Here is a 19,864-nt window from a genome sequence, read left to right as displayed (position 1 = left end):
ATCAGGTGTCAGCCGGCGGCCACTGCCGGGCGGCGTGCAGGACCCGAAGGATGGTGACGGCACGCGCGTCTTCCGCGTAGACGGCGACGTAGTTCGAGCCCACCACCATTTCCCGCGTGCCGGGCACCCTCCAGACCCGGTACATCTTCGGGCTCCCGGGCAACGCCGATGCCTTGGCCTCGATGTCGTCCTTCAGTCGCTGCGCAGCGTCGGGTTGTCGTCGGAGATGTAGTCGACGATGGCCAGCAGATCCTGGCGTGCGGCCTGCCGCCATTCAAGAGCGGCGGGCACGACGCTTCCGGTCGATCAGCGCCTGGGCATCATCCATGACCTGCCCATGGGGCACAGCCGGGCGGGTGTCCGTCATGGCCTCCTGCACCTTCGCTCGGAACCAGGCGTCGTGCGCATCCGGATCGGTGGTAAGACCGGCGGGCAGACCGCCTTCCCTGGCCACCCGGGTCAACAGGATCCGTACCGCGTCGGACACGGTCAGGCCGACATTGGCCAGCACTTCGGTAGCCTCAGCCTTGAGTCGCTCGTCAACGCGCACGTGCAGCATCGAAGTATGGGCGGCCATGGTCTTCTCCCTCGATCAGTCGATCCATGATGTATCTCAAAAGAGATACAGTCAATGAATCATCCTCCAGTTGGGAGCGCACTCCCCTTGTAGGACGGAGCACCGCGGCTTGACCGCAAACCGCCTTTCTCCGAAGGTGCCCGTTCCGTTCATTCGGCCCTGCCTGCCATGTCACGCCTGCCCCGCCTGCTCGCCCTGCCCCTCCTGCTGCTGCTCAGCGCCTGCGCCTCCGCGCGTACGCCGTGGGTGGAACTGGGCGGCGAGCGCTTCCAGGTCGAGGTCGCCGACGACGATGCCGAGCGCGCGCGCGGGCTGATGTTCCGCGACGCGCTGGAGCCGGGCCACGGCATGATCTTCATCCACGACCGCGAGGAGCCGCAGGCGTACTGGATGAAGAACACCCGGATCGCGCTGGACATCCTCTATTTCGACCGGGAGCGGCGGCTGGTGGCGCAGCAGCGCGACGTGCCGCCCTGCTCGGCCGGCAACCGCTGCCCGGCCTACCCCAGCCGGCGGCCGGCGCTGTACGTGCTGGAACTGAACGCCGGCGAGGCCGCGCGGCTGAAGCTGGAGGACGGCGCCGTGCTGGACTTCGGCCCGGGCATCCCGGCCGCGCCGGGCGGCTGAAGGCCGGCTCAATCCTTGCCGCCGGCGGCCGATACAGAAGCCGAGGCGGGGCTTGATCGAGGTATCCGGCGGCCCCAGTCTTGCGACATGGGGGACCGAGAAATGCAGCACCTGCCCGACTGGAACGCACTGGCCACGCTCGACGACGAGTCGATGCCCTTGCTCGAGGCCGCGCTGCTGATCGCGCGCGACGAATACCCCGACCTGGATCCGCAGCCGTACGAGGCCCGGGTCCAGGCCCACGTCGAGCACCTGCGCAGCGAGATCGCCGGGATCGGCCCGCGTGCGCTGAAGATGGCGGCGATCAACCGCCACCTGTTCGAGGAGCTGGGTTACAGCGGCAACCACGACGAGTACTACGACCCGCGCAACAGCTACCTCAACCAGGTGCTGGACCGGCGCCTGGGTAACCCGATCTCGTTGGCGATGGTGCAGATGGAAGTCGCCCGCCGGCTGGGCATCCCGCTGGACGGGGTCTCGTTCCCCGGCCACTTCCTGGTGCGCCTGCCGGTCGACGGCGGCCTGCTGGTGATGGACCCGTTCAACGGCGGCCGCCCGCTGGCGGTCGAGGAATTGCGCGAACGCGCCAAGCCGCATCTGGGCGAGGCCCCGGACGACACCGTGCTTCTGCAGATCCTCACCCCGGCGCCGAACCGCGCGATCCTGGTGCGGGTGTTGCGCAACCTGCACGGCCTGTACGCCGAGGCCGGCGAGTGGGACCGCGCCGCGCGCAGCGCCGACCGCGTGCTCCGGCTCACGCCCGAACAGCCCGAGGCCCTGCGCGACCGCGGCCTGGCCTACCTCGAGCTGGACTACCTGCCCGGCGCCCGCCAGGACCTGGGCCGCTACCTGGAACTGGCCCCGGAAGCCGGCGACGTCGATCGCATCCGCGAGCGCCTGATCGACGCCGGCGGGGTGCGCACCGCGCTGCACTGAGGCATCCCGCGTCACGCCTTTGCAGGGCCCGGTGCATGCCGGCCATGGCCCCGCCTCCGCAATGGGGCGACAATCCGGCCGGTACCCCGACCCGGGTGCCCGCCCTTCCCCCGGACCGGACCCAGGCCATGACCACCCTCGCCGGCAAGACCCTGTTCATCACCGGCGCCTCGCGCGGCATCGGCCTGGCCATCGCCCTGCGCGCGGCGCGCGACGGCGCCAACATCGCCATCGCCGCCAAGTCGTCGGTGCCCAATCCCAAGCTGCCCGGCACCATCCACCAGGCCGCCGAGGCGGTGACCGCCGCCGGTGGTCAGGGCCTGGCGCTGAAGTGCGACATCCGCGAGGAGGACCAGGTCCGCGCCGCGGTCGCGGCCACCGTGGACGCGTTCGGCGGGATCGACATCCTGGTCAATAACGCCAGCGCGATCTGGCTGCGCGGCACCCTGGACACGCCGATGAAGCGCTTCGACCTGATGCAGCAGGTCAACGCTCGCGGCAGTTTCCTCTGCGCCCAGGCCTGCCTGCCGCACCTGCTGGCCGCGCCCAATCCGCACATCCTCACCCTGGCGCCGCCGCCGTCGCTGGAGCCGAAGTGGTGGGGCCCGCACACCGGCTACACCCTGGCCAAGATGGGCATGAGCTTCGTCACCCTGGGCCTGGCCGCCGAGTTCGGGCCGCAGGGCGTGGCGGTCAACGCCTTGTGGCCGCGGACCCTGATCGCCACCGATGCGCTGAACATGATCCCGGGCGTGGGCACCGCCAACGGCCGCCGCCCGGAGATCATGGCCGACGCCGCGCACGCGGTGCTGGTGCGGCCGGCGGCCGGCTTCAGCGGCCGCTTCCTGATCGACGACGAGGTGCTGGCGCAGGCCGGCGTGCACGACCTGTCCGGCTACGCGGTCGATCCCTCGCAGCCCCTGCTGCCGGACCTGTTCCTGGAGTGAAGGAAACGAAATGAAATACCTGCACGCGATGATCCGCGTCCACGACCTGGAGGCGACCAGCCGCTTCTTCACCGAAGGCCTGGGGCTGAGGCAGACCCGGCGCATGGACCACGAGGCCGGCCGGTTCACCCTGGTCTACTTCGGCGCGCCGGAGAATCCCGAGGCCGAGGTCGAGCTGACGTACAACTGGCCGCCGCAGGACGGCTCGCCGCCGGAGGACTACGGCAGCGCCCGCAACTTCGGCCACCTGGCCTTCGAGGTCGACGACATCTACGCGACCTGCGCCCACCTGCAGTCGCTGGGCATCACCATCAACCGCCCGCCGCGCGACGGCCGCATGGCCTTCGTCCGTAGCCCGGACCTGATCTCGATCGAGCTTCTGCAGAAGGGCGGCGCGCTGCCGCCGGCCGAACCGTGGGTGTCGATGGGCAATACCGGCAGCTGGTAGCCCGCCGCGTCACCCCAGCGCCTGTTCCAGGTCGGCCAGCAGGTCGTCGGCGTGCTCCAGGCCCACCGACAGCCGCAGCAGCCCGCCCGGCGTGGTCGACAGCGGCCCTTCGATCGAGGCGCGATGCTCGACCAGCGACTCGGTCGAACCCAGCGAGGTGGCGTTGGTGAACAGCCGCATCCGTCCGGCCACCGCCAGCGCCGCCTCGCGCCCGCCTTCGGCCTCGAACGAGAGCATGCCGCCGAAGCCGCGCATCTGCCGCGCCGCCACCGCGTGCTGCGGATGGGTGTCCAGGCCCGGGTAGTGCACCCGGGCCACCCGCGGGTGGCCGGCCAGGAACCGCGCCAGCGCCAGCGCGTTGCGGCAGTGCCAGTCCATGCGCGCGGCCAGGGTCCTAACCCCACGCAGGATCATCCAGGCGGCGAACGGCGAGGCGGTGGCGCCGCCGAGCACACGCAGGCCATGGCAGGCCGCCGCATGCCCGCCGTCCTCGCGGAACGCGAGCACCCCGCCCATCACGTCGCCATGCCCGCCCAGGTACTTGGTCGCCGAATGCATGACGATGTCCGCGCCCAGCTCCAGCGGCCTTTGCAGCACCGGCGGGGCGAAGGTGCCGTCCACCAGCAGGCGTGCGCCGCCGGCGTGGGCGATCTGCGCCAGGGCGGCGATGTCGCTGACCTTGAGCAGCGGGTTGGACGGGGTTTCCGCCCACAGCAAGGCGGTCTGCGGCCGCAGCGCCGCGCGCACCGCGTCCAGGTCGGTAAAGTCGACGATGCTGCATTCCAGGCCCCAGCGCGGGAACCAGTCGCGGGCCAGCACCCGGAACGAGAAATAGCTGTCGTCGCACAGCAGCACGTGGCTGCCGGCCGGCAGGGCCTGCAGGGCGACGGCGCCGGCGGCCATGCCGGTGGGGAACAGCAGGGAGCGCGCCGCGCCGTCCAGCGCCGCCAGCACCTGCTCGGTCTCTTGCTGGGTCGGGTTGTCGTAGCGCTGGTAGAGGAAGCCGTGCGGCAGCTGCGCGTCGGGCGTGTGCTCGAAGGTGGTGGCCAGCTGCAGCGGCGGCGACAGCGCGCCGCTGGACGGGTCGGGGCTGCTGCCGGCGCGGGCGGCGAGGGTTTCGATGCGGGACATGGTGACCGGGACGGTGGGCGGGAGGACGCGGGCGCCTGCGACGGCGCACGCACGAACGCCGATATTACGCCCGGCCGGCGACGCGACCGCCCGTGGCGGCGGGGACGGCGCGCACCGATAATGCCCCGGCCGGCAGCCACCGGCGCCTCCCACGGATACCACCGCACGCCATGAACGCCACTACGCTGCCCGCCGGCGATACCGCCGCGCTGCTCGACCTCGGCCGCCAGTACTACCTGCCCGTCTACCGCCCGCGCGAGCTGGTGCTGGAGCGAGGCCAGGGCGCGCGCCTGTGGGACAGCGAGGGCCGCGAGTACGTGGACCTGGCCGCGGGCATCGCGGTCTGCGGCCTGGGCCACAACGACCCGGACCTGCACGCGGCCCTGGTCGAGCAGGCCGGCAAGCTGTGGCACACCAGCAACGTCTTCTACAGCGAGCCGCCGCTGCGCCTGGCCGAGGAGCTGGTCGCCGCCTCACGCTTCGCCCGGCGCGTGTTCCTGTGCAACTCCGGCACCGAAGCCAACGAGCTCGCGATCAAGCTGGTGCGCAAGTGGGCCGCCGCCCAGGGCCGGCCGCCGCAGCAGAGGGTGATCGTCACCTTCCGCGGCAGCTTCCACGGCCGCACCTTGGCCGCGGTCACCGCCACGGCCCAGCCCAAATACCAGGAAGGCTACGAGCCCTTGCCCGGCGGCTTCCGCTACGTCGACTTCAACGACATCGTCCAGCTGGAGACGGCGATGGCCGCCGGCGACGTGGCCGCGGTGATGCTCGAGCCGATCCAGGGCGAGGGCGGGGTGACGCCCGCCGCCTCGGGCTTCCTGCAGCAGGTGCGGGCGCTGTGCGATCGCCACGGCGCTTTGCTGGTGCTGGACGAGATCCAGTCCGGCATGGGCCGCACCGGCAGCCTGTTCGCGCACTGGCAGGACGGCGTGGTCCCGGACATCGTCACCCTGGCCAAGGCGCTGGGCGGCGGTTTCCCGATCGGGGCGATGCTGGCCGGGCCCAAGGTCGCCGAGGTCATGCAGTTCGGCGCGCACGGCACCACCTTCGGCGGCAACCCGCTGGCCGCCGCGGTGGCGCGGGTGGCCCTGCGCAAGCTGGCCTCGCCGCAGATCGCGGCCAATGTCTCGCGGCAGTCGCAGGCGCTGCGCGACGGGCTGACGGCGATCGGCGCGGAGTCCGGGCTGTTCGCCCAGGTCCGCGGCCGCGGGCTGATGCTCGGCGCGGTGCTCGCGCCGGCGTTCGCCGGACGCGCCGGCGAGATCCTCGACCACGCCGCCGCCCACGGCCTGCTTTTGCTGCAGGCCGGCCCGGACGTGCTGCGCCTGGTGCCGGCGCTGAACCTCACCGACGCCGATGTGGCCGAAGGCCTGGCGCGCCTGCGCGCGGCGGTGGCGGACTTCCTCGGCCGCGGCTGAGCGGGCCTGTCCGGTGCGCCGGGGCGGGAACGCCCCGGTCAGGCGTCGCGCAGCGCCGGGTGATCGGCCACCGGCCGGTCCAGGAAATAGCCCTGGACCATGTCCACGCCCATCTCGCGCAGCATCACCAGGGTGGTGCCGTCCTCCACGAACTCGGCCACGGTCAGCTTGCCCATGCCGCGGGCGACCTCGATGATCGCGCGCACGAAGGCCTGGTTGCCGCGCTCGGACGGCAGGTCGCGGATGAACATGCCGTCGATCTTGAGCACGTCCGCGCGCAGGTTCTTGAGGTAGGCGAAGGACGAGAAGCCGGTGCCGAAGTCGTCCAGGCAGATGCTGCAGCCGGTGTCGCGCAGGGCGGCGATGAAGCGCGCCGCGTCGCACATGTCCGAGACCGCCGAGGTCTCGGTCAGCTCCACCAGCAGGCGCCGCGGCGCGACCTGCTGCCTGCGCAGCTCGGCGGCGATGTAGGCCGGCAGCTCGGGATCGTCGAACGAACGCCCGGACAGGTTGACCGCGATCGCCGGCAACCGCGGATGCTCGGCCAGCAGCTGGATGCTGCGGCGGACCACCCAGCGGTCGATCTCCAGGATCTTGCCGCCCTTCTCGGCATGGCCGATGAACTGCCCGGGCATGATCAGCCGGCCGGGATTGGCCTCGTCCTCGATCCGCACCAGCGCCTCCAGGTGCGCCAGCCCGCCGCTGCCGGCGTGGTAGACGCCCTGGAAGTGCAGGCGCAGCAGGTCGTTCTCCAGCGCCCGGGCGATGCGGTCGTTCCAGGCCAGGCGCTCGACCATCAGCTTGCCGGTGTCGTTGCCCGGGCTGTACACGCTCCAGCGGCCCTTGCCGACCTGCTTGGCCTGGTACATCGCGGTGTCGGCATGCGCGACGAGGTCCTCGGGATTGTCCGCATGGGTGGGGTAGTGGGCGATGCCCAGGCTGGTGGTGAGCCGCACGGTCTGCTCGTGCAGGCTCAGCGGGGTCTGCGAGACCCGGCGCACGATCGCCTCGGCCAGGCGCTGGGCCTCCTCCGGGCTCGCCTCCGGCATGAGCACGGCGAACTCGTCGCCGCCGAGCCGGAACAGGGCCTCCTCGCCCGGCACCAGGGTCCTGGCCTCGATCGCCACCCGGTTGAGCACCTCGTCGCCGGCGCGGTGGCCGAAGGTGTCGTTGATATACTTGAACTCGTCCAGATCGAAGAACAGCAGGCTCAGCTGCGCCGGCGCGCCGTCGCCGAACAGGCGGGCCAGCTCGTCCTCGAAGCGGCGGCGGTTGTAAAGCCCGGTCAGGGCGTCGTGCTCGGCCAGGTACACCAGCTGCTGCGCGCTGCGGCGCGCCTGGGTCACGTCCTCCTGCACCCAGAGCCGGCCGATGTGGCGGCCCTGGGCATCGCACACCGGGTAGGCGTAGTGCAGGACGATGCGGCCATCGCGCAGGACGATCTCCTGGTGGCTGGGCGCGTCGGGCCGGCTGCTGGCCTGCTCGTAGCGGCGCAGGACCCCGTCCGGATCGGCCATCTCGCTCCTGGCCACGCGCAGGACGTCGCGGGTTCCGCCGCCGACCAGCTCGACCTCGCGCGGGATCGACCACATCGCCAGGAAAGCCGCGTTGCAGTAGGTCACCCGGTCCTCGGCGCTGACGAACAGGATGCCCAGGTCCATCGCCCCCAGCAGCGCGAGCAGGCGCGCGCGCTCCTCCTCCAGGTGGGTCATGAAGCGGCGGCGCTCGTCCACCTCCGCCTGCAGTTCCCGGGCCTGCGCGAGTTGCAGGCCGTGCTGCTGCACCAGTTCGGCCACCATCGCGTCGAACGCGCCGGCCAGGCGCCCGAGCTCGTCCTCGCTGCGCATGGCGATCGGCCTGGGCTGGTTGCCCTGGCCGAACTCGTCCACCGCCTGGGTCAGGCGCTGCAGCGGCACCGTGACCAGCTGGTGCACCCGGCGCCGCAAAAGCCACATCGCCGGCAGCAGGGCGATGACGCCCAACCCCGCGAGCGCCACCAGGCCCCACATCAGCAGGTGGTTGATCCGCGACTGCGGCATCAGGTGGATCTGGTACCAGCCCGGGCCATGGATCCGCGCCCAGGCCACCCAATGGCTGCCGTCGGGCGTGCGCCCGGCGCCGCTGTCCCGGCCGGTGGCGGCGATCATGCCGTGCACCTGTTCCAGCAGGGGATCGCCCAGGCTCGACAGCTTCAGCTGGCCGTCGGCGGCGGCGATGCGCTGGCGCAGCTGCGGGTGGGCGATCAGGTCGCCGTCGGCGCTCATGATCAGCTGGACCCCGTCGCCCTCGCCGCCGTCGGCGATGCGGTCGATCAGGGTCTGGATGGACACGTCGTGGCCGAGGGTGCCGGCCCACCGTCCCTGCCAGTCCAGCGGCTTGATCACCGACACCATCCAGGTGTCGGCCTGGCGGTCGAAGTACACCGGCGTCCAGAACACCCGGCGCTGCGGGTTGCGGCGTGGGTCGGAGCCGAGCATGGTCGGGTAGCCGCTGTTGGTGGCGCTGGCATCGGCACCGGCGCCCCAGTCCACGCCGCGGGCGTAGACCATCAGCCCGTCCTCGACGAAGTCCATGTAGGCCGAGAAGAACGGCGGCACCAGCGCCGGGCCCTGCTCGCGCAGCAGGTCGTAGCTGGCCACCGCGCGCAGGCGCGCCGACGCGTCCAGGCCCTGTTCGGGCTGGTGCAGATACAGGGTGGGCGCGCGATCGGGGGCCACCCGCTCCGGGCGCAGCCGCCACAGCCCGTCGGCGCTGCGCGCGAACAGTTCGTCGAAGCGGGCCAGGCTGGCGTCCCGGTCGGCATGGTCCAGCCGCCACAGCAGTTCCTGCTGCAGCCGGCCCACGCTCTGCTCGGCCTGCAGGAACAGGCCCTCGCTGGCGTTGGCGCGCAGTTTGACCGTGTGCTGGGCCACCACCGGCACGAAGCGGTCGGCCGCCAGGCGCATGGCCAGGTAGCCCAGCGCGGACAGCAGCAGGAGCAAAGCGAGGAACAGGGCCCAGATGCTGGACGACAGTCGCTGGATCAGCGAAGTACGCGACCGGGTATGCAGCACACGTTGTCCCCTGTGATGCGGGGCGCCGGCCGGATGGCGGATGCCGGACGCCCCTACCCCGACTTCATACTAGACGGACCCGGCCACCGCAACCGGGCATGCCGGCACTTGCGTCCGGCCTCCGACCGCCCGGGTGCGGATGCCCAGCACGATCAGGCCAGGCCGTAGCGGCCGAGCACGCGCCCCAGCGCGCGTGCATCGCGCACACTGTCGGCGTGCAGGCCGGCGGCCCGCGCGCCCTGCACGTTCACGAACAGGTCGTCGACGAACAGCGTGGTGGCCGGGTTCCAGCCCAGCCGGTCGAGCGCACGGCCGAACACCTGCGGGTCGGGCTTGCGGCCGCCGAGCGGGCCGCTGCACAGCACCCGTCCTTCCAGCCGCGGCAGCAAAGACGCGACGATCCGCGGGATCGCGCGGGCCATCAATGCGCCATTGTTGGTCAGGATCGCCAGCGGCAACCCGCCGTCGAGCGCCAATACCCGCGCCAGTGCCTGCGGATCGGCCTCGGTGGCGGCCAGGCGCGCGGCCAGCCATGCGTCCTCGTCGACCGGCGCACCGATGCCTTCGCCCAAAGCGCGCAGGTAGTCGCCAGTATCGATCGCGCCGGCGTCGTAGCGCGCCTCCAGCCCCGACCCGTAGAGCGCGGCATGCACCCGGTCGAAACCGGCGCCCGCATGCGCGGCCAGGTGCGCGATCCGGCGCTCGCGCCGGTAGCGGGCCAGCACGCCGTCGAAGTCGAGCAGCAGCTGGCCGATCCGCGGCCTCACCCGGCGGCGACCACCCGGAACGCTGCGCGCGCCGCCTCGATCGTGGCCGCGATTACCGCCTCGTCGTGCGCGCTGGAGAGGAAGCCGGCCTCGTACGCCGACGGCGCCAGGAATACGCCGCGCTCGAGCATGGCGTGGAAGAAGCGGTTGAAAGCGGGGATGTCGCAGGCGGTGGCCTCGGCGTAGGTCTCCACCTTCCGGTCGGTGAAGAACAGGCCGAACATCGCGCCGACACGGTTGGTGGTGACGGCCACCCCGGCTTCGCGCGCGGCCGCTTCCAGGCCCTCGCACAGCGCGGCGGTGGCCGCCGCCAGGCGCGCGTGGAAGCCCGGCGCCTGGACCAGCTCCAGCATCGCCAGGCCGGCGGCCATCGCCACCGGATTGCCGCTGAGGGTGCCGGCCTGGTAGATCGGGCCGGCCGGGGCGATCTGCGACATCAGCTCGCGGCGGCCGCCATAGGCGCCCACCGGCATGCCGCCGCCGATGATCTTGCCGAAGGTGGTCAGGTCCGGGACGATGCCGTAGTGCGCCTGGGCGCCGCCGAGGGCGACCCGGAAGCCGGTCATCACCTCGTCGAAGATCAGCAGGGCGCCGTGCCGGGTGCACAGTTCGCGCAGGTGCTGCAGGTAGCCCTCGCGCGGCGGGATGCAGTTCGCGTTGCCGACCACCGGCTCGATGATCAGGCCCGCGATCTCCCCGCCCTGCTGCTCGAACAGCGCGGTGGCGGCGTCGAAATCGTTGTACGGCAGGGTCAGGGTCAGTTCGCTCAGGCCGGCCGGCACGCCCGGCGAGGTCGGCACGCCCAGGGTCAGCATGCCGCTGCCGGCCTTGACCAGGAACGAGTCGCCGTGGCCGTGGTAGCAGCCCTCGAACTTGACGATCTTCGAGCGCCCGGTGGCACCGCGCGCCAGGCGGATCGCCGACAGGGTGGCCTCGGTGCCGGAATTGACCATGCGCACCATCTCGCAGGACGGCACCAGCCGGGTGAGGGTCTCGGCCATGGTCACCTCGGCCGGGCACGGCGCGCCGAACGACAGGCCGTCGGCGATCGCCTTCTGCACGGCCTCGCGCACCGCCGGGTGGTTGTGGCCGACGATCATCGGGCCCCAGGAGCCGACGTAGTCGATGTAGTGGTTGCCGTCGACGTCATACAGGTACGGACCGTCGGCGCGCTGGACGAAGAACGGCTCGCCGCCCACCGACTTGAACGCGCGCACCGGCGAGTTGACGCCCCCCGGCAGCAGCTGCTGGGCGCGGGTGAACAGCTGGTGGGAGCGGTCGTGGTTCATGGCGTGCGGGTCCGGCGGGAAAACGCGCATTGTAGAAGGCGGGTAGCGACCGGGCATCACGCCGCACCGCCCGTTGTAGGAGCCGGTCTTGCCGGCGACCGTGGAGGCGGACGCATCGTTGGTGCCCGGTTTCACGCAGACGCTTCCGCCATGGCGGTCGCCGGCAAGACCGGCTCCTACAGGAAGCAGCGGTTGTAGGCACGCACCGCCGCCACCGGATCGGGCGCGTCGAACACCCCGCCGATCACCGCGACCAGGTCGGCGCCCGCGGCCACCAGCGGGCCGGCGTTGTCCGGGGTGATGCCGCCGATGGCCACCCGGGGCACGCCCAGCGACGCGGCCTGGCGCAGCAGTTCCGGCGCGGCGCGGCGGGGGGTCGCCTTGGTCGCGGTCGGGAAGAACGCGCCGAAGGCCACGTAGCCGGCGCCGGCGGCCACCGCGCGCCGGGCCAGTTCCAGGCTGTCGTAGCAGGAGGCGCCGAGGATCGCGTTCGGCCCCAGGCGCGCGCGCGCGGCGGCGATGTCGCCGTCGTCCTCGCCCAGGTGGGCGCCGGCCGCGCCGACCGCCTCGGCCAGGGCGACGTCGTCGTTCACCAACAAGGGCAGGCCGGCGCGCTGGCACAGCGCCTGCAGGGCTCCGGCCTGCTCGCGGCGCAAAGCCGCATCGGCGCCCTTGTTGCGGTACTGCAGCCACGCCACGCCCTCGCCCAGCAGCGGCTCGACCCGGGCCAGCAGGCGCGCGGTGTCGGCCTCGTCCGGGGTGACCAGGTACAGGCCGCGCGGGCCGGTGGGGAGCGGCGGCGCAATCTCGGGACGATCCTGGGAAGACGGGTTCATGCGGGGTTTCCGGTGCGGCGGCGGCGGTGGGACAATGCGCTCCCGCGCCAGCCCCAAGCCCGCATTATCCGATGAGCGACACCGATACCGCCCCCTATCGCAGTTGGATGTGCGTGGTCTGCGGCTTCATCTACCACGAAGCCGACGGCCTGCCCGAGGAGGGCATCGCCCCGGGCACGCGCTGGGAGGACATCCCGGACACCTGGACCTGCCCGGACTGCGGGGTGACCAAGGACGACTTCGAGATGATGGAGATCTGAGCGCCGGCACCCTCAGCCTTTAAGGCTGGCGCCGGGATGCCGCTCCTATAATCCGCCGATGAATCCTTCCTGGATGGAAAGCCTGCTGGCCTGGATCGGGCAGAACCCGGTGCTGGCCGGCGCGGTGATCTTCGCCATCGCCTTCTGCGACGCCCTGATCATCGTCGGCGCGATCGTGCCGGCCCTGCCGCTGCTGTTCGCGGTGGGCATGCTGATCGGCCTGGGCGAGATCTCCGGCCCCTACGCGGTGGCCTGCGCGACCCTGGGCGCCTTCCTCGGCGACGCCAGCAGCTACTGGATCGGGCGGCGCTGGGGCACCCACCTGCGCACGGTGTGGCCGTTCCGCCGCTATCCGCAGCTGCTGGACCGCGGCGAGCTGCTGTTCCGGCGCAACGCGCTCAAGAGCATCTTCATCGCGCGCTACGTCGGCGCGGTGCGGCCGTTCGTGCCGGCCATCGCCGGGATGTCGCACATGCCGCTGCGGCGCTACGCCCTGGCCAGCGGCGCGGCCTGCCTGTCCTGGGGCGTGCTGTTCCTGTTGCCGGGCTGGGTCCTCGGCAACGCCTACGACGCGGTGGCCGCGGTCGCCGGCCACCTGGTCACGGTGCTGGCCCTGCTGGTGGCAGTGCTGGCCCTGGCCTGGGCGGCGGTGCTCTACACCTACCGCTGGTTCGCCGACCATGCCGACTCGCTGCTGGCGCGCGCCCTGGACTGGTCGCACCGGCACCCGGTGCTGGGCCGGCATTCGATGGCGGTGTTCGATCCGCAGAGGCGCGAGTCGGTGTCGCTGGCCCTGCTGGGGGTGCTGCTGATGGGCATCGGCTGGGCCTGGTTCGCGCTTCTGCTGACGGTGCTGGGCCATGGCGAGCCGCTGGGCGTGGACCTGGCGGTGCACCAGATGATGCTGGCCCTGCGCAACCCGCTGGCCGACTACCCGATGGCGGCGCTGGCCTCGCTCGGCGACTGGCCAGTGCTGGCGCCGGCCTGCGCCCTGGTGCTGGGCTACTTCATCTGGCGCCAGCGCTGGATGGCGGCCGCGCACTGGCTGGCGGCGCTGGCCTTCGGCCTGGCCCTGACCTGGCTGCTGGGCGACACCGTGGACGTGGTCCGGCCGCCCGGCGCCAGCAGCGGCTTCGGCTTCCCCTCGATCGCGGTGACGATGTCCACGATCGCCTTCGGCTTCTTCGCGGTGCTGATCGCGCGCGAGATGCCCGGCCGCGACCGGGTCTGGCCCTACCTGGTCTCCGGGCTGGTGGTGGCGGTCATTGGTTTCGCCCGGCTGTACCTGGGCGCGCACTGGCTCAGCGACGTCATCGGCGGGATGCTGCTGGGGATCGTCTGGCTGCTGGTGTTGGGGATCGCCTACCGCCGCCGGGTGACCCGCTCGTTCTGGATCAAGCCGGTGGCCTGGCTGTTCTACGCCGCCTTCGCCGCCGCCGCGCTGTGGTACGCGCCGCGCAACCTGGAAGCCAAGCTGGCCAAGTTCGAGCCGCCGCCGCCCTTGCCGCAGCTGCAGGACCTGCAGGCCTGGTGGCGCGAAGACTGGATGCAGCAGCCGGCGCGGCGCAACGAGTTCGACGACGAACTGCGCTGGCCCCTGGACGTCCAGGTCGCCGGCCCGCTGGCGCCGCTGCGCGCGCGGCTGCAGGCCGACGGCTGGCGGGTGCAGCCGCAGGCCAAGTGGGCGCAGGCGCTGAACCTGTTCGACACCGATGCCGAGCCCGACCAGGTGCCGGTGCTGCCGGCGACCCTGGACGCGCGCACCGAAGTCCTGCTGATGGTCCGCGAGGGGGCCATGCCCGGCCAGCGCCACGCCCTGCGGCTGTGGGCCGGGCCGGTGCGGCTGCAGCCGGGCGACGTGCCTCTGTGGATCGGCACCGCACAGACCCTGCATTTCACCCAGAGCTTCGGCCTGGTGGCGACCTGGCGGCCGCAGCGCGGCGCGGACCCGGCGCTGGAGCAGGTGCTGGCCTCCCTGCGCGACCTGCCGCATGCGCTGGCCCCGCATCCGGGTTCGGCCCTGCCAGTGCTGCGGGTGCGTACCGACGGTCCAATCCCGACCGTGCCCGCCGCCGGGGCCGCGCCCGGTCCTAGTCCTCGTCCATCCAGTGCAGCAGGCGGTCCAGGCGCAGGTGCGGATCGTCCTCCTGCAGCAGCGCCAAGCGCTGGTCGTCGCTGAGCGGCAGCAGTTCGGCCAGGCGCCAGCCGACCCAGCCGGCCTGCTCGAGCAGGCGCCGATTGGCGCTGGCATGCCCCAGATCGGGATGTTCGCCGCCGATCTTGTCCAGCAATTCGGCCAGCAGGGTGGCCACGGCCGCGTGCTGCGGCCGCAGGGCCGCCGCGCTTTCCTCGCACCAGCGCACCTCGCCCAGCAAAAGACCGTTGTCGCGCACCCGGGTGCGGGCCACCCGGAAGCGCCGGGCGCCGCGCACCTGCAGGGTCAGCAGGCCTTCGCGGCTGGTGCCGAAATCCTCGACCATCGCTTCCACCCCGAACGCGGCCGGCGTGGCCGGCGCGCCGATCTCCTCGCCCTCCAGGATCATGCACACGCCGAAGCCGCGGCCCAGGCGGCCGCATTCGGCCACCAGGTCCAGGTAGCGGGGTTCGAACACCCGCAGGCCCAGCGGCGCACCGGGCAGCAGCACGGCGTGCAGGGGGAACAGCGGCAGGGTCTCGGTGGCGGTCACGGGCGAAGCCGACGGCATGCGGAGAGGGTAGCGCCGTGCGGGAGCGGCGATGTCACGGCTGCGTCACGATCCTTCGCCGGGGGACGCGGCATCGAGCATGGCCACGAACCGGCGCGGCGCACCGTCGAAGCCGCCGTTGGACATGAACACCACATGGTCGCCCAACCTCGCCTGCGCCTGCAGGGCGGCCAGCAGCGCATCGGTGTCGGTGGCGGTGGTCGCCTCGCCGCGGACCGCGGCCACCACCTTGCCGGCGTCCCAGGCCAGTTCCGGCCGGTGCAGGAACACCACCGCGTCGGCCAGGTCCAGCGACGGCGCCAGCGCCTCGGCGTGCGCGCCCAGCCGCATCGAATTGCTGCGCGGCTCCATCGCCACCACGATCCGCGCCTGGCCGACCCGGGCCCGCAGGCCCTCGAGCGTGGTGCGGATGGCGGTGGGATGGTGGGCGAAATCGTCGTACACGGTGACCCCGGCGCGGGTGCCCAGCACCTCCAGCCGGCGCTTGACGCTGCGGAAGCCGGCCAGCGCCGCGATCACCTGCGCCGGCGGCACGCCCACCGCGTGCGCGGCGGCCAGCGCGGCCAGCGCGTTCATCACGTTGTGGCGGCCGAGCAGCGGCCAGCGCAGGGTGCCGACCTCGGCGCCGCGGTGCAGGACCACGAAGGCGCTGCCGTCGGCCTCGACCAGGCGCGCGCTCCAGTCGAAGCCGGGGCCGCCGTCGGCGCGCGCGATCGCCACGATGCCCTCGTCCAGGCCGAAGGTCTCCACCGGGGTCCAGCAGCCCATCGCCAGCACCTGCGCCAGGTGCGCGTCCTCGCCATTGACCAGCAGCCGCCCGCTGCGCGGCACGGTGCGCACCAGGTGGTGGAACTGGCGCTGGATCGCGGCCAGGTCGGGGAAGATGTCGGCGTGGTCGTATTCGAGGTTGTTGAGGATCGCCACCTTCGGCCGGTAGTGGACGAACTTGCTGCGCTTGTCGAAGAAGGCGGTGTCGTACTCGTCGGCCTCGACCACGAACTCGGCGCCGCCGCCCAGGCGCGCGGATGTGCCGAAGTCCTCGGCCACGCCGCCGACGAGGAAGCCCGGGTCGCGTCCGGCCGCCTGCAGCAGGAAGGTGAGGATGGTGGTGGTGGTGGTCTTGCCGTGGGTGCCGGCCACCGCCAGGGTGGTGCGCCCGGGCAGCACGCGTTCGGCCAGCCATTGCGCGCCGGAGGTGTAGCGGCGGCCGTCGTCGAGCACCTGTTCCACCGCCGGGTTGCCGCGCGAGAGGGCGTTGCCGACGATCACTTCCTCCGCATCGGCGGAGATGTGCCCGGGGTGGTAGCCCTGCTTGAGGGCGATGCCCAGCTGTTCGAGCTGGGTGGACATCGGCGGGTAGACGGCCTGGTCGCTGCCCTCGACGGTGAAGCCCAGTTCGCGCGCCAGCGCGGCCACGCCGCCCATGAAGGTCCCGGCGATGCCGAGGATGTGGATCGTGCTCATGGGGGGATTGTGGCCGTGGGCCGGCGCTTTTTGAAGCGCGGGAGCGGGGCCGATTCGGAGGGTTGGCGCAAAAGTGCTGGCTTCGGCCGGGGCCGCCGTGCCTTGGGTCTGCGGTGCACCGCTCGGGCGGGCATCCTGCCCGCAACTCGCGGCCGTGGCACGTCCCTGTGCCACTTGCCCCGCAGACCCAAGGCACGACGGCCTCTGCGAACGTGAGGTTCACCGCTTCGGGCACTTCTGCTCTTCAGGCTTTGCTGCGCCTTTTCCCCACTCCCGTCGTCCCGGCGAACGCCGGGACCCAGTGTCTTGAAGCAGCACTGCGAAGCGAGGAAGCAAGGCGCAGGGTCCCGGCGTTCGCCGGGACGACGGTTGATAGAAGCCCTGAACTTCCAGCGCGCAGAAGACGCGGCGAACCGGTTGTGTTGTGGCAGCGGCCAGGGATGGCCGCGGTAGCGAGTGCGCACACGGATGTGCGCCCGAGCGGCCACGACACGGCCGGTTCGCCGCGGCTCAGCCCGAAGCCAGCCAAACCCAATGCCGTTGCCTTTGCGGTTGCCCTCGCCGCACCCACGAAAAAGCGCGCGCCGCCACGGGGACGACGCGCGCTTCAGGCCGGCTCGATCCGGGCCTCAGGCCTTCTTCAGGCCCGCCAGGATCCGTGCGGTGATCTCGTCCATCGTCCCGACCCCGTCGACCCGGGTCAGGGTGCCGCGGTTCTCGTAGAAGCCGATCACCGGTGCGGTCGAATCGTTGTAGACCTGCAGGCGCTTGCGCACTGACTCGGGATTGTCGTCGGCGCGGCCTTCCGCCTGCGCCCGGCCGGCGATGCGCTCGACCAGCAGGTCGGTGCCCACGTCCAGCTGCACCACCGCGTCCAGCGGCTGGCCGATCTTGGCCAGGAGCCCATCCAGCGCGCCGGCCTGGACCAGGTTGCGCGGATAGCCGTCGAGGATGAAGCCGCGCTCCACGTCGTCGCGGCCCAGGCGCGATTCCAGCATGCCCAGCAGGATCTCGTCGGAGACCAGGTCCCCGCGCGCCATCACTTCCTTGGCCTGCACCCCCAGCGGCGTGCCGGCGGCCACCTCGGCGCGCAGCAGGTCGCCGGTGGAGATGTGCGGCACGCCCAGCGTGTCCTTCAGGCGCGCGGCCTGCGTTCCCTTGCCCGAGCCCGGAGGGCCCAGAAGTACCAGTCGCATCGATCGCTCCCAGGGAGAAATGTTCCGTGGCGGCACGGGGCGCTAGACTTCCGTCTCGCGCCACATTGCGCCGCACCATCGCCCGGCAGCTTACCGCATCCGGCCGGACTGTCCCAAAATGTCCCCTCCCAGGAGCCCATCTCCATGGCCAAGGCCAAGCCGCAAGGCACCCTGCTCTACGCCCAGTCCGGCGGCGTCACCGCCGTCATCAACGCCACCGCCAGCGGAGTAATCAGCCAGGCGCGGGCGCGCGGGGTCAAGGTGCTGGCCGCCCGCAACGGCATCCTCGGCGCCCTGCGCGAGGAACTGGTGGACACCTCGAGGGAGTCGGCCGCGGCCATCGCCGGCCTGGCCCACACCCCGGGCGGCGCGTTCGGTTCCTGCCGCTACAAGCTCAAGTCGCTCGAGGCCGACCGCGCCCGCTACGAGCGCCTGCTGGACGTGCTCAAGGCCCACGACGTGCGCTACTTCCTCTACAACGGCGGCAACGACTCGGCCGATACCGCGTGGAAGGTCTCGCAGCTGGCGGCGGAGTTCGGCTATCCGCTGACCTGTATCGGTGTGCCCAAGACCATCGACAACGACCTGGCGGTGACCGACACCTGCCCGGGCTTCGGCTCGGCCGCCAAGTACACCGCCGTGTCGGTGCGCGAGGCCGCGCTGGACGTGGCCGCGATGGCCGAGACCTCGACCAAGGTGTTCGTGTACGAGGCCATGGGCCGCCACGCCGGCTGGCTGGCCGCCGCCGCCGGCCTGGCCGGGCAGTCGGCCGACGAGGCGCCGCAGATCATCCTGTTCCCCGAACGCGCCTACGACGAGGCCGCGTTCCTGGCCCAGGTCGACAAGGTGGTGAAGAAGGTCGGCTGGTGCGTGGTGGTGGCCAGCGAGGGCATCCGCGACAAGGACGGGAGGTTCGTCGCCGATGCCGGCGGCGGCAAGGACGCGTTCGGCCATACCCAGCTCGGCGGGGTCTCGTCCTACCTGGCCGGCAAGGTCAAGGACAGCCTCGGCTACAAGGTGCACTGGACCCTGCCCGACTACCTGCAGCGCTCGGCCCGGCACGTGGCTTCGAAGACCGACTGGGAACAGGCCCAGGCCGTGGGCAGGGCTGCGGTCGACTACGCGCTCAAGGGCATGAACGCGGTGATGCCGGTGATCGTGCGCGCTTCCTCGGCGCCGTACCGCTGGAAGATCGAGCCGGCGCCCTTGCACAAGGTCGCCAACCACGAGAAGACCATGCCGGCCGGCTTCATCCGCAAGGACGGTTTCGGCATCACCGCCAAGGCGCGCGACTACCTGGAACCGCTGGTCCGCGGCGAGGCGCCCCTGCCCTGGGGCCGCGACGGCCTGCCAAAGTACGTGAGCCTGAAGAACGTGGCGGTGAAGAAGACGCTGCCGGCCTGGGAGGGCTGAGGCCGGAGCGAAGCGAACGCGAAGGCACTGGGTCCGGGCGTGCGCCGGGACGACGGGGTCAACGGCAGCCGCTGCCGCCCTTCAGTTCCAGCACCGCGGTGAACTGCGGCAGCGCCGGGGTGCCTGCACCGCCGGCGGCAGCCTGGCGCCTGGCTTCCTCCAGGTAGACCCGGGTCTGGCCCTGGCCGTCGCGTTCCGGCGCGGCGGCGCCCGGCTTGCGCCACACCTGGACCGCCGCCTGGCGCGAGGGGCAGCCGGCGTCCGGCACCCGGACCAGGTCGTCGAGGATCCAGCCGCCGGCCTGCGACGGCGCCGCCTGCGCCGCAGCGAGATAACGCGCCCGCGGCTGGCAGTTCGGCGCGGTCGGCACCGCCCGCATCCGGTAGGGCTGGCCCGGCTCGCCGGTGAACACGCCTTCCAGGCGGGTACAGGCCTCGGGGATCTGGCGCAGGGTATGCACCGCGCCGATCGCCTGCGGCGCGCCGATCGGGCGCTCGTGGCGCGGGCCGGGCTCGGCTGGCGCGTCCGGCTGGGCCCGCAGGGGCGCGGCTACCGCGATGGCGGCCGCCAGCAGCGCCAGCAGCACGCCCTGGCGGAAGGCTTCGGCCTGGCTGGGGGCAGCGCCGGCCTCGGGACGGCAGCGCGGGGAGGAAGGGGGCCGGATCGGGGTCATCGGGCGTAGGGGCAGCCGTGGGGGACACCAGCCTGTCACCCCCTGGATGAACGCCGTGTGGCCTTGCCCCCGCCGCTGCGGTCATACTCGGGCCGCTCCACGGAAAGTCGAACACGGTACGACG

Annotated in this window: 18 protein-coding genes and 1 pseudogene; 8 read left to right on the top strand and 11 right to left on the bottom strand. The window is 72.1% G+C overall.

Annotation, left to right across the window (positions count from 1 at the left end; translation table 11 throughout):
• Position 1 precedes the first annotated feature (1 nt).
• Both CSC62_RS17980 and CSC62_RS03815 read right to left on the bottom strand, forming a co-directional pair.
• Positions 2–184: a type II toxin-antitoxin system RelE/ParE family toxin gene (locus CSC62_RS17980; protein WP_246194174.1), complete on the bottom strand. Its 183-nt coding sequence runs from the start codon at positions 182–184 to the stop codon at positions 2–4.
• A 90-nt stretch (positions 185–274) separates the two neighbouring features.
• Positions 275–577, bottom strand: a complete 303-nt coding sequence (locus tag CSC62_RS03815) for a type II toxin-antitoxin system RelB/DinJ family antitoxin (RefSeq protein ID WP_162404847.1) — start codon at positions 575–577, stop codon at positions 275–277.
• A 168-nt stretch (positions 578–745) separates the two neighbouring features.
• Here CSC62_RS03815 and CSC62_RS03810 point away from each other — a divergent pair, with 168 nt between their 5' ends.
• From CSC62_RS03810 to CSC62_RS03795, 4 genes are all read left to right on the top strand, one after another.
• Complete coding sequence (locus CSC62_RS03810; RefSeq protein ID WP_162404846.1) at positions 746–1,204, top strand: DUF192 domain-containing protein; 459 nt, start codon at positions 746–748, stop codon at positions 1,202–1,204.
• 102 nt (positions 1,205–1,306) lie between these two features.
• Complete coding sequence (locus CSC62_RS03805) at positions 1,307–2,140, top strand: SirB1 family protein (RefSeq protein WP_425501987.1); 834 nt, start codon at positions 1,307–1,309, stop codon at positions 2,138–2,140.
• 128 nt (positions 2,141–2,268) lie between these two features.
• On the top strand, positions 2,269–3,087 hold the full coding sequence (locus CSC62_RS03800) for an SDR family oxidoreductase (protein ID WP_162404844.1): 819 nt from the start codon (positions 2,269–2,271) through the stop codon (positions 3,085–3,087).
• A gap of 10 nt (positions 3,088–3,097) precedes the next feature.
• Positions 3,098–3,535 (top strand): VOC family protein, encoded by a 438-nt coding sequence (locus CSC62_RS03795; RefSeq protein ID WP_162404843.1) that lies wholly within the window; start codon positions 3,098–3,100, stop codon positions 3,533–3,535.
• Between the two features lie 9 nt (positions 3,536–3,544).
• Here CSC62_RS03795 and CSC62_RS03790 read toward each other — a convergent pair whose 3' ends face one another.
• Positions 3,545–4,666, bottom strand: coding sequence for a trans-sulfuration enzyme family protein (locus CSC62_RS03790; RefSeq protein WP_162404842.1), 1,122 nt, complete (start codon positions 4,664–4,666; stop codon positions 3,545–3,547).
• Between the two features lie 170 nt (positions 4,667–4,836).
• On the opposite strand from CSC62_RS03790, the gene CSC62_RS03785 reads away from it, so the two are divergent.
• Positions 4,837–6,084, top strand: a complete 1,248-nt coding sequence (locus tag CSC62_RS03785; RefSeq protein ID WP_162404841.1) for an acetylornithine transaminase — start codon at positions 4,837–4,839, stop codon at positions 6,082–6,084.
• Between the two features lie 38 nt (positions 6,085–6,122).
• Here CSC62_RS03785 and CSC62_RS03780 read toward each other — a convergent pair whose 3' ends face one another.
• The 4 genes from CSC62_RS03780 to thiE form a co-directional block, all read right to left on the bottom strand.
• Positions 6,123–9,137 (bottom strand): bifunctional diguanylate cyclase/phosphodiesterase, encoded by a 3,015-nt coding sequence (locus CSC62_RS03780; protein ID WP_162404840.1) that lies wholly within the window; start codon positions 9,135–9,137, stop codon positions 6,123–6,125.
• Positions 9,138–9,289: 152 nt separating this feature from the next.
• The gene (locus CSC62_RS03775; RefSeq protein ID WP_162404839.1) at positions 9,290–9,904 is read right to left on the bottom strand and encodes an HAD-IA family hydrolase; all 615 of its coding nucleotides are present in this window, start codon (positions 9,902–9,904) and stop codon (positions 9,290–9,292) included.
• Positions 9,901–11,193: a glutamate-1-semialdehyde 2,1-aminomutase gene (gene hemL, locus CSC62_RS03770; RefSeq protein ID WP_162404838.1), complete on the bottom strand. Its 1,293-nt coding sequence runs from the start codon at positions 11,191–11,193 to the stop codon at positions 9,901–9,903. Before hemL ends, CSC62_RS03775 begins: the two co-directional genes overlap by 4 nt.
• A gap of 176 nt (positions 11,194–11,369) precedes the next feature.
• Positions 11,370–12,029, bottom strand: a complete 660-nt coding sequence (gene thiE / locus CSC62_RS03765) for a thiamine phosphate synthase (RefSeq protein WP_162404837.1) — start codon at positions 12,027–12,029, stop codon at positions 11,370–11,372.
• Between the two features lie 12 nt (positions 12,030–12,041).
• Between thiE and CSC62_RS03760 the strand changes: the two are divergent.
• Together CSC62_RS03760 and CSC62_RS03755 are read left to right on the top strand one after the other, a co-directional pair.
• A pseudogene (locus CSC62_RS03760) lies at positions 12,042–12,289 on the top strand (rubredoxin).
• 58 nt (positions 12,290–12,347) lie between these two features.
• Positions 12,348–14,468, top strand: a complete 2,121-nt coding sequence (locus CSC62_RS03755; protein ID WP_162404835.1) for a bifunctional DedA family/phosphatase PAP2 family protein — start codon at positions 12,348–12,350, stop codon at positions 14,466–14,468.
• Here the strand turns inward: CSC62_RS03755 and CSC62_RS03750 are convergent.
• From CSC62_RS03750 to CSC62_RS03740, 3 genes are all read right to left on the bottom strand, one after another.
• Complete coding sequence (locus CSC62_RS03750; protein WP_162404834.1) at positions 14,380–14,994, bottom strand: LON peptidase substrate-binding domain-containing protein; 615 nt, start codon at positions 14,992–14,994, stop codon at positions 14,380–14,382. The genes CSC62_RS03755 and CSC62_RS03750 overlap by 89 nt on opposite strands.
• A 45-nt stretch (positions 14,995–15,039) precedes the next feature.
• Positions 15,040–16,458, bottom strand: coding sequence for a UDP-N-acetylmuramate:L-alanyl-gamma-D-glutamyl-meso-diaminopimelate ligase (mpl, locus tag CSC62_RS03745; RefSeq protein ID WP_162404833.1), 1,419 nt, complete (start codon positions 16,456–16,458; stop codon positions 15,040–15,042).
• Between the two features lie 629 nt (positions 16,459–17,087).
• Positions 17,088–17,654, bottom strand: coding sequence for an adenylate kinase (locus tag CSC62_RS03740; protein WP_162404832.1), 567 nt, complete (start codon positions 17,652–17,654; stop codon positions 17,088–17,090).
• A 144-nt stretch (positions 17,655–17,798) separates the two neighbouring features.
• Between CSC62_RS03740 and CSC62_RS03735 the strand changes: the two genes are divergently transcribed.
• Positions 17,799–19,067 carry a 6-phosphofructokinase gene (locus CSC62_RS03735; RefSeq protein ID WP_162404831.1) on the top strand — a complete coding sequence of 423 codons (1,269 nt, stop codon included), beginning with the start codon at positions 17,799–17,801 and terminating at the stop codon, positions 19,065–19,067.
• A gap of 58 nt (positions 19,068–19,125) precedes the next feature.
• On the opposite strand, the gene CSC62_RS03730 is transcribed toward CSC62_RS03735, so the two are convergent.
• The gene (locus CSC62_RS03730; protein ID WP_425501988.1) at positions 19,126–19,641 is read right to left on the bottom strand and encodes a hypothetical protein; all 516 of its coding nucleotides are present in this window, start codon (positions 19,639–19,641) and stop codon (positions 19,126–19,128) included.
• Between the last annotated feature and the right edge of the window lie 223 nt (positions 19,642–19,864).

Origin of the sequence: Pseudoxanthomonas jiangsuensis (assembly GCF_010093185.1) — a bacterium.
GTDB lineage: Bacteria > Pseudomonadota > Gammaproteobacteria > Xanthomonadales > Xanthomonadaceae > Pseudoxanthomonas > Pseudoxanthomonas jiangsuensis.
Note: the sequence above shows the minus strand (reverse complement) of the source record. Positions and strands in the feature narration are given on the sequence as shown.

Coding starts and splice junctions, on each gene's coding strand:
- CSC62_RS03815 (WP_162404847.1), bottom strand. CDS start 577: ATGGCCGCCCATACTTCGATGCTGCACGTGCGCGTTGACGAGCGACTC.
- CSC62_RS03810 (WP_162404846.1), top strand. CDS start 746: ATGTCACGCCTGCCCCGCCTGCTCGCCCTGCCCCTCCTGCTGCTGCTC.
- CSC62_RS03805 (WP_425501987.1), top strand. CDS start 1,307: ATGCAGCACCTGCCCGACTGGAACGCACTGGCCACGCTCGACGACGAG.
- CSC62_RS03800 (WP_162404844.1), top strand. CDS start 2,269: ATGACCACCCTCGCCGGCAAGACCCTGTTCATCACCGGCGCCTCGCGC.
- CSC62_RS03795 (WP_162404843.1), top strand. CDS start 3,098: ATGAAATACCTGCACGCGATGATCCGCGTCCACGACCTGGAGGCGACC.
- CSC62_RS03790 (WP_162404842.1), bottom strand. CDS start 4,666: ATGTCCCGCATCGAAACCCTCGCCGCCCGCGCCGGCAGCAGCCCCGAC.
- CSC62_RS03785 (WP_162404841.1), top strand. CDS start 4,837: ATGAACGCCACTACGCTGCCCGCCGGCGATACCGCCGCGCTGCTCGAC.
- hemL (WP_162404838.1), bottom strand. CDS start 11,193: ATGAACCACGACCGCTCCCACCAGCTGTTCACCCGCGCCCAGCAGCTG.
- thiE (WP_162404837.1), bottom strand. CDS start 12,029: ATGAACCCGTCTTCCCAGGATCGTCCCGAGATTGCGCCGCCGCTCCCC.
- CSC62_RS03755 (WP_162404835.1), top strand. CDS start 12,348: ATGAATCCTTCCTGGATGGAAAGCCTGCTGGCCTGGATCGGGCAGAAC.
- CSC62_RS03750 (WP_162404834.1), bottom strand. CDS start 14,994: ATGCCGTCGGCTTCGCCCGTGACCGCCACCGAGACCCTGCCGCTGTTC.
- mpl (WP_162404833.1), bottom strand. CDS start 16,458: ATGAGCACGATCCACATCCTCGGCATCGCCGGGACCTTCATGGGCGGC.
- CSC62_RS03740 (WP_162404832.1), bottom strand. CDS start 17,654: ATGCGACTGGTACTTCTGGGCCCTCCGGGCTCGGGCAAGGGAACGCAG.
- CSC62_RS03735 (WP_162404831.1), top strand. CDS start 17,799: ATGGCCAAGGCCAAGCCGCAAGGCACCCTGCTCTACGCCCAGTCCGGC.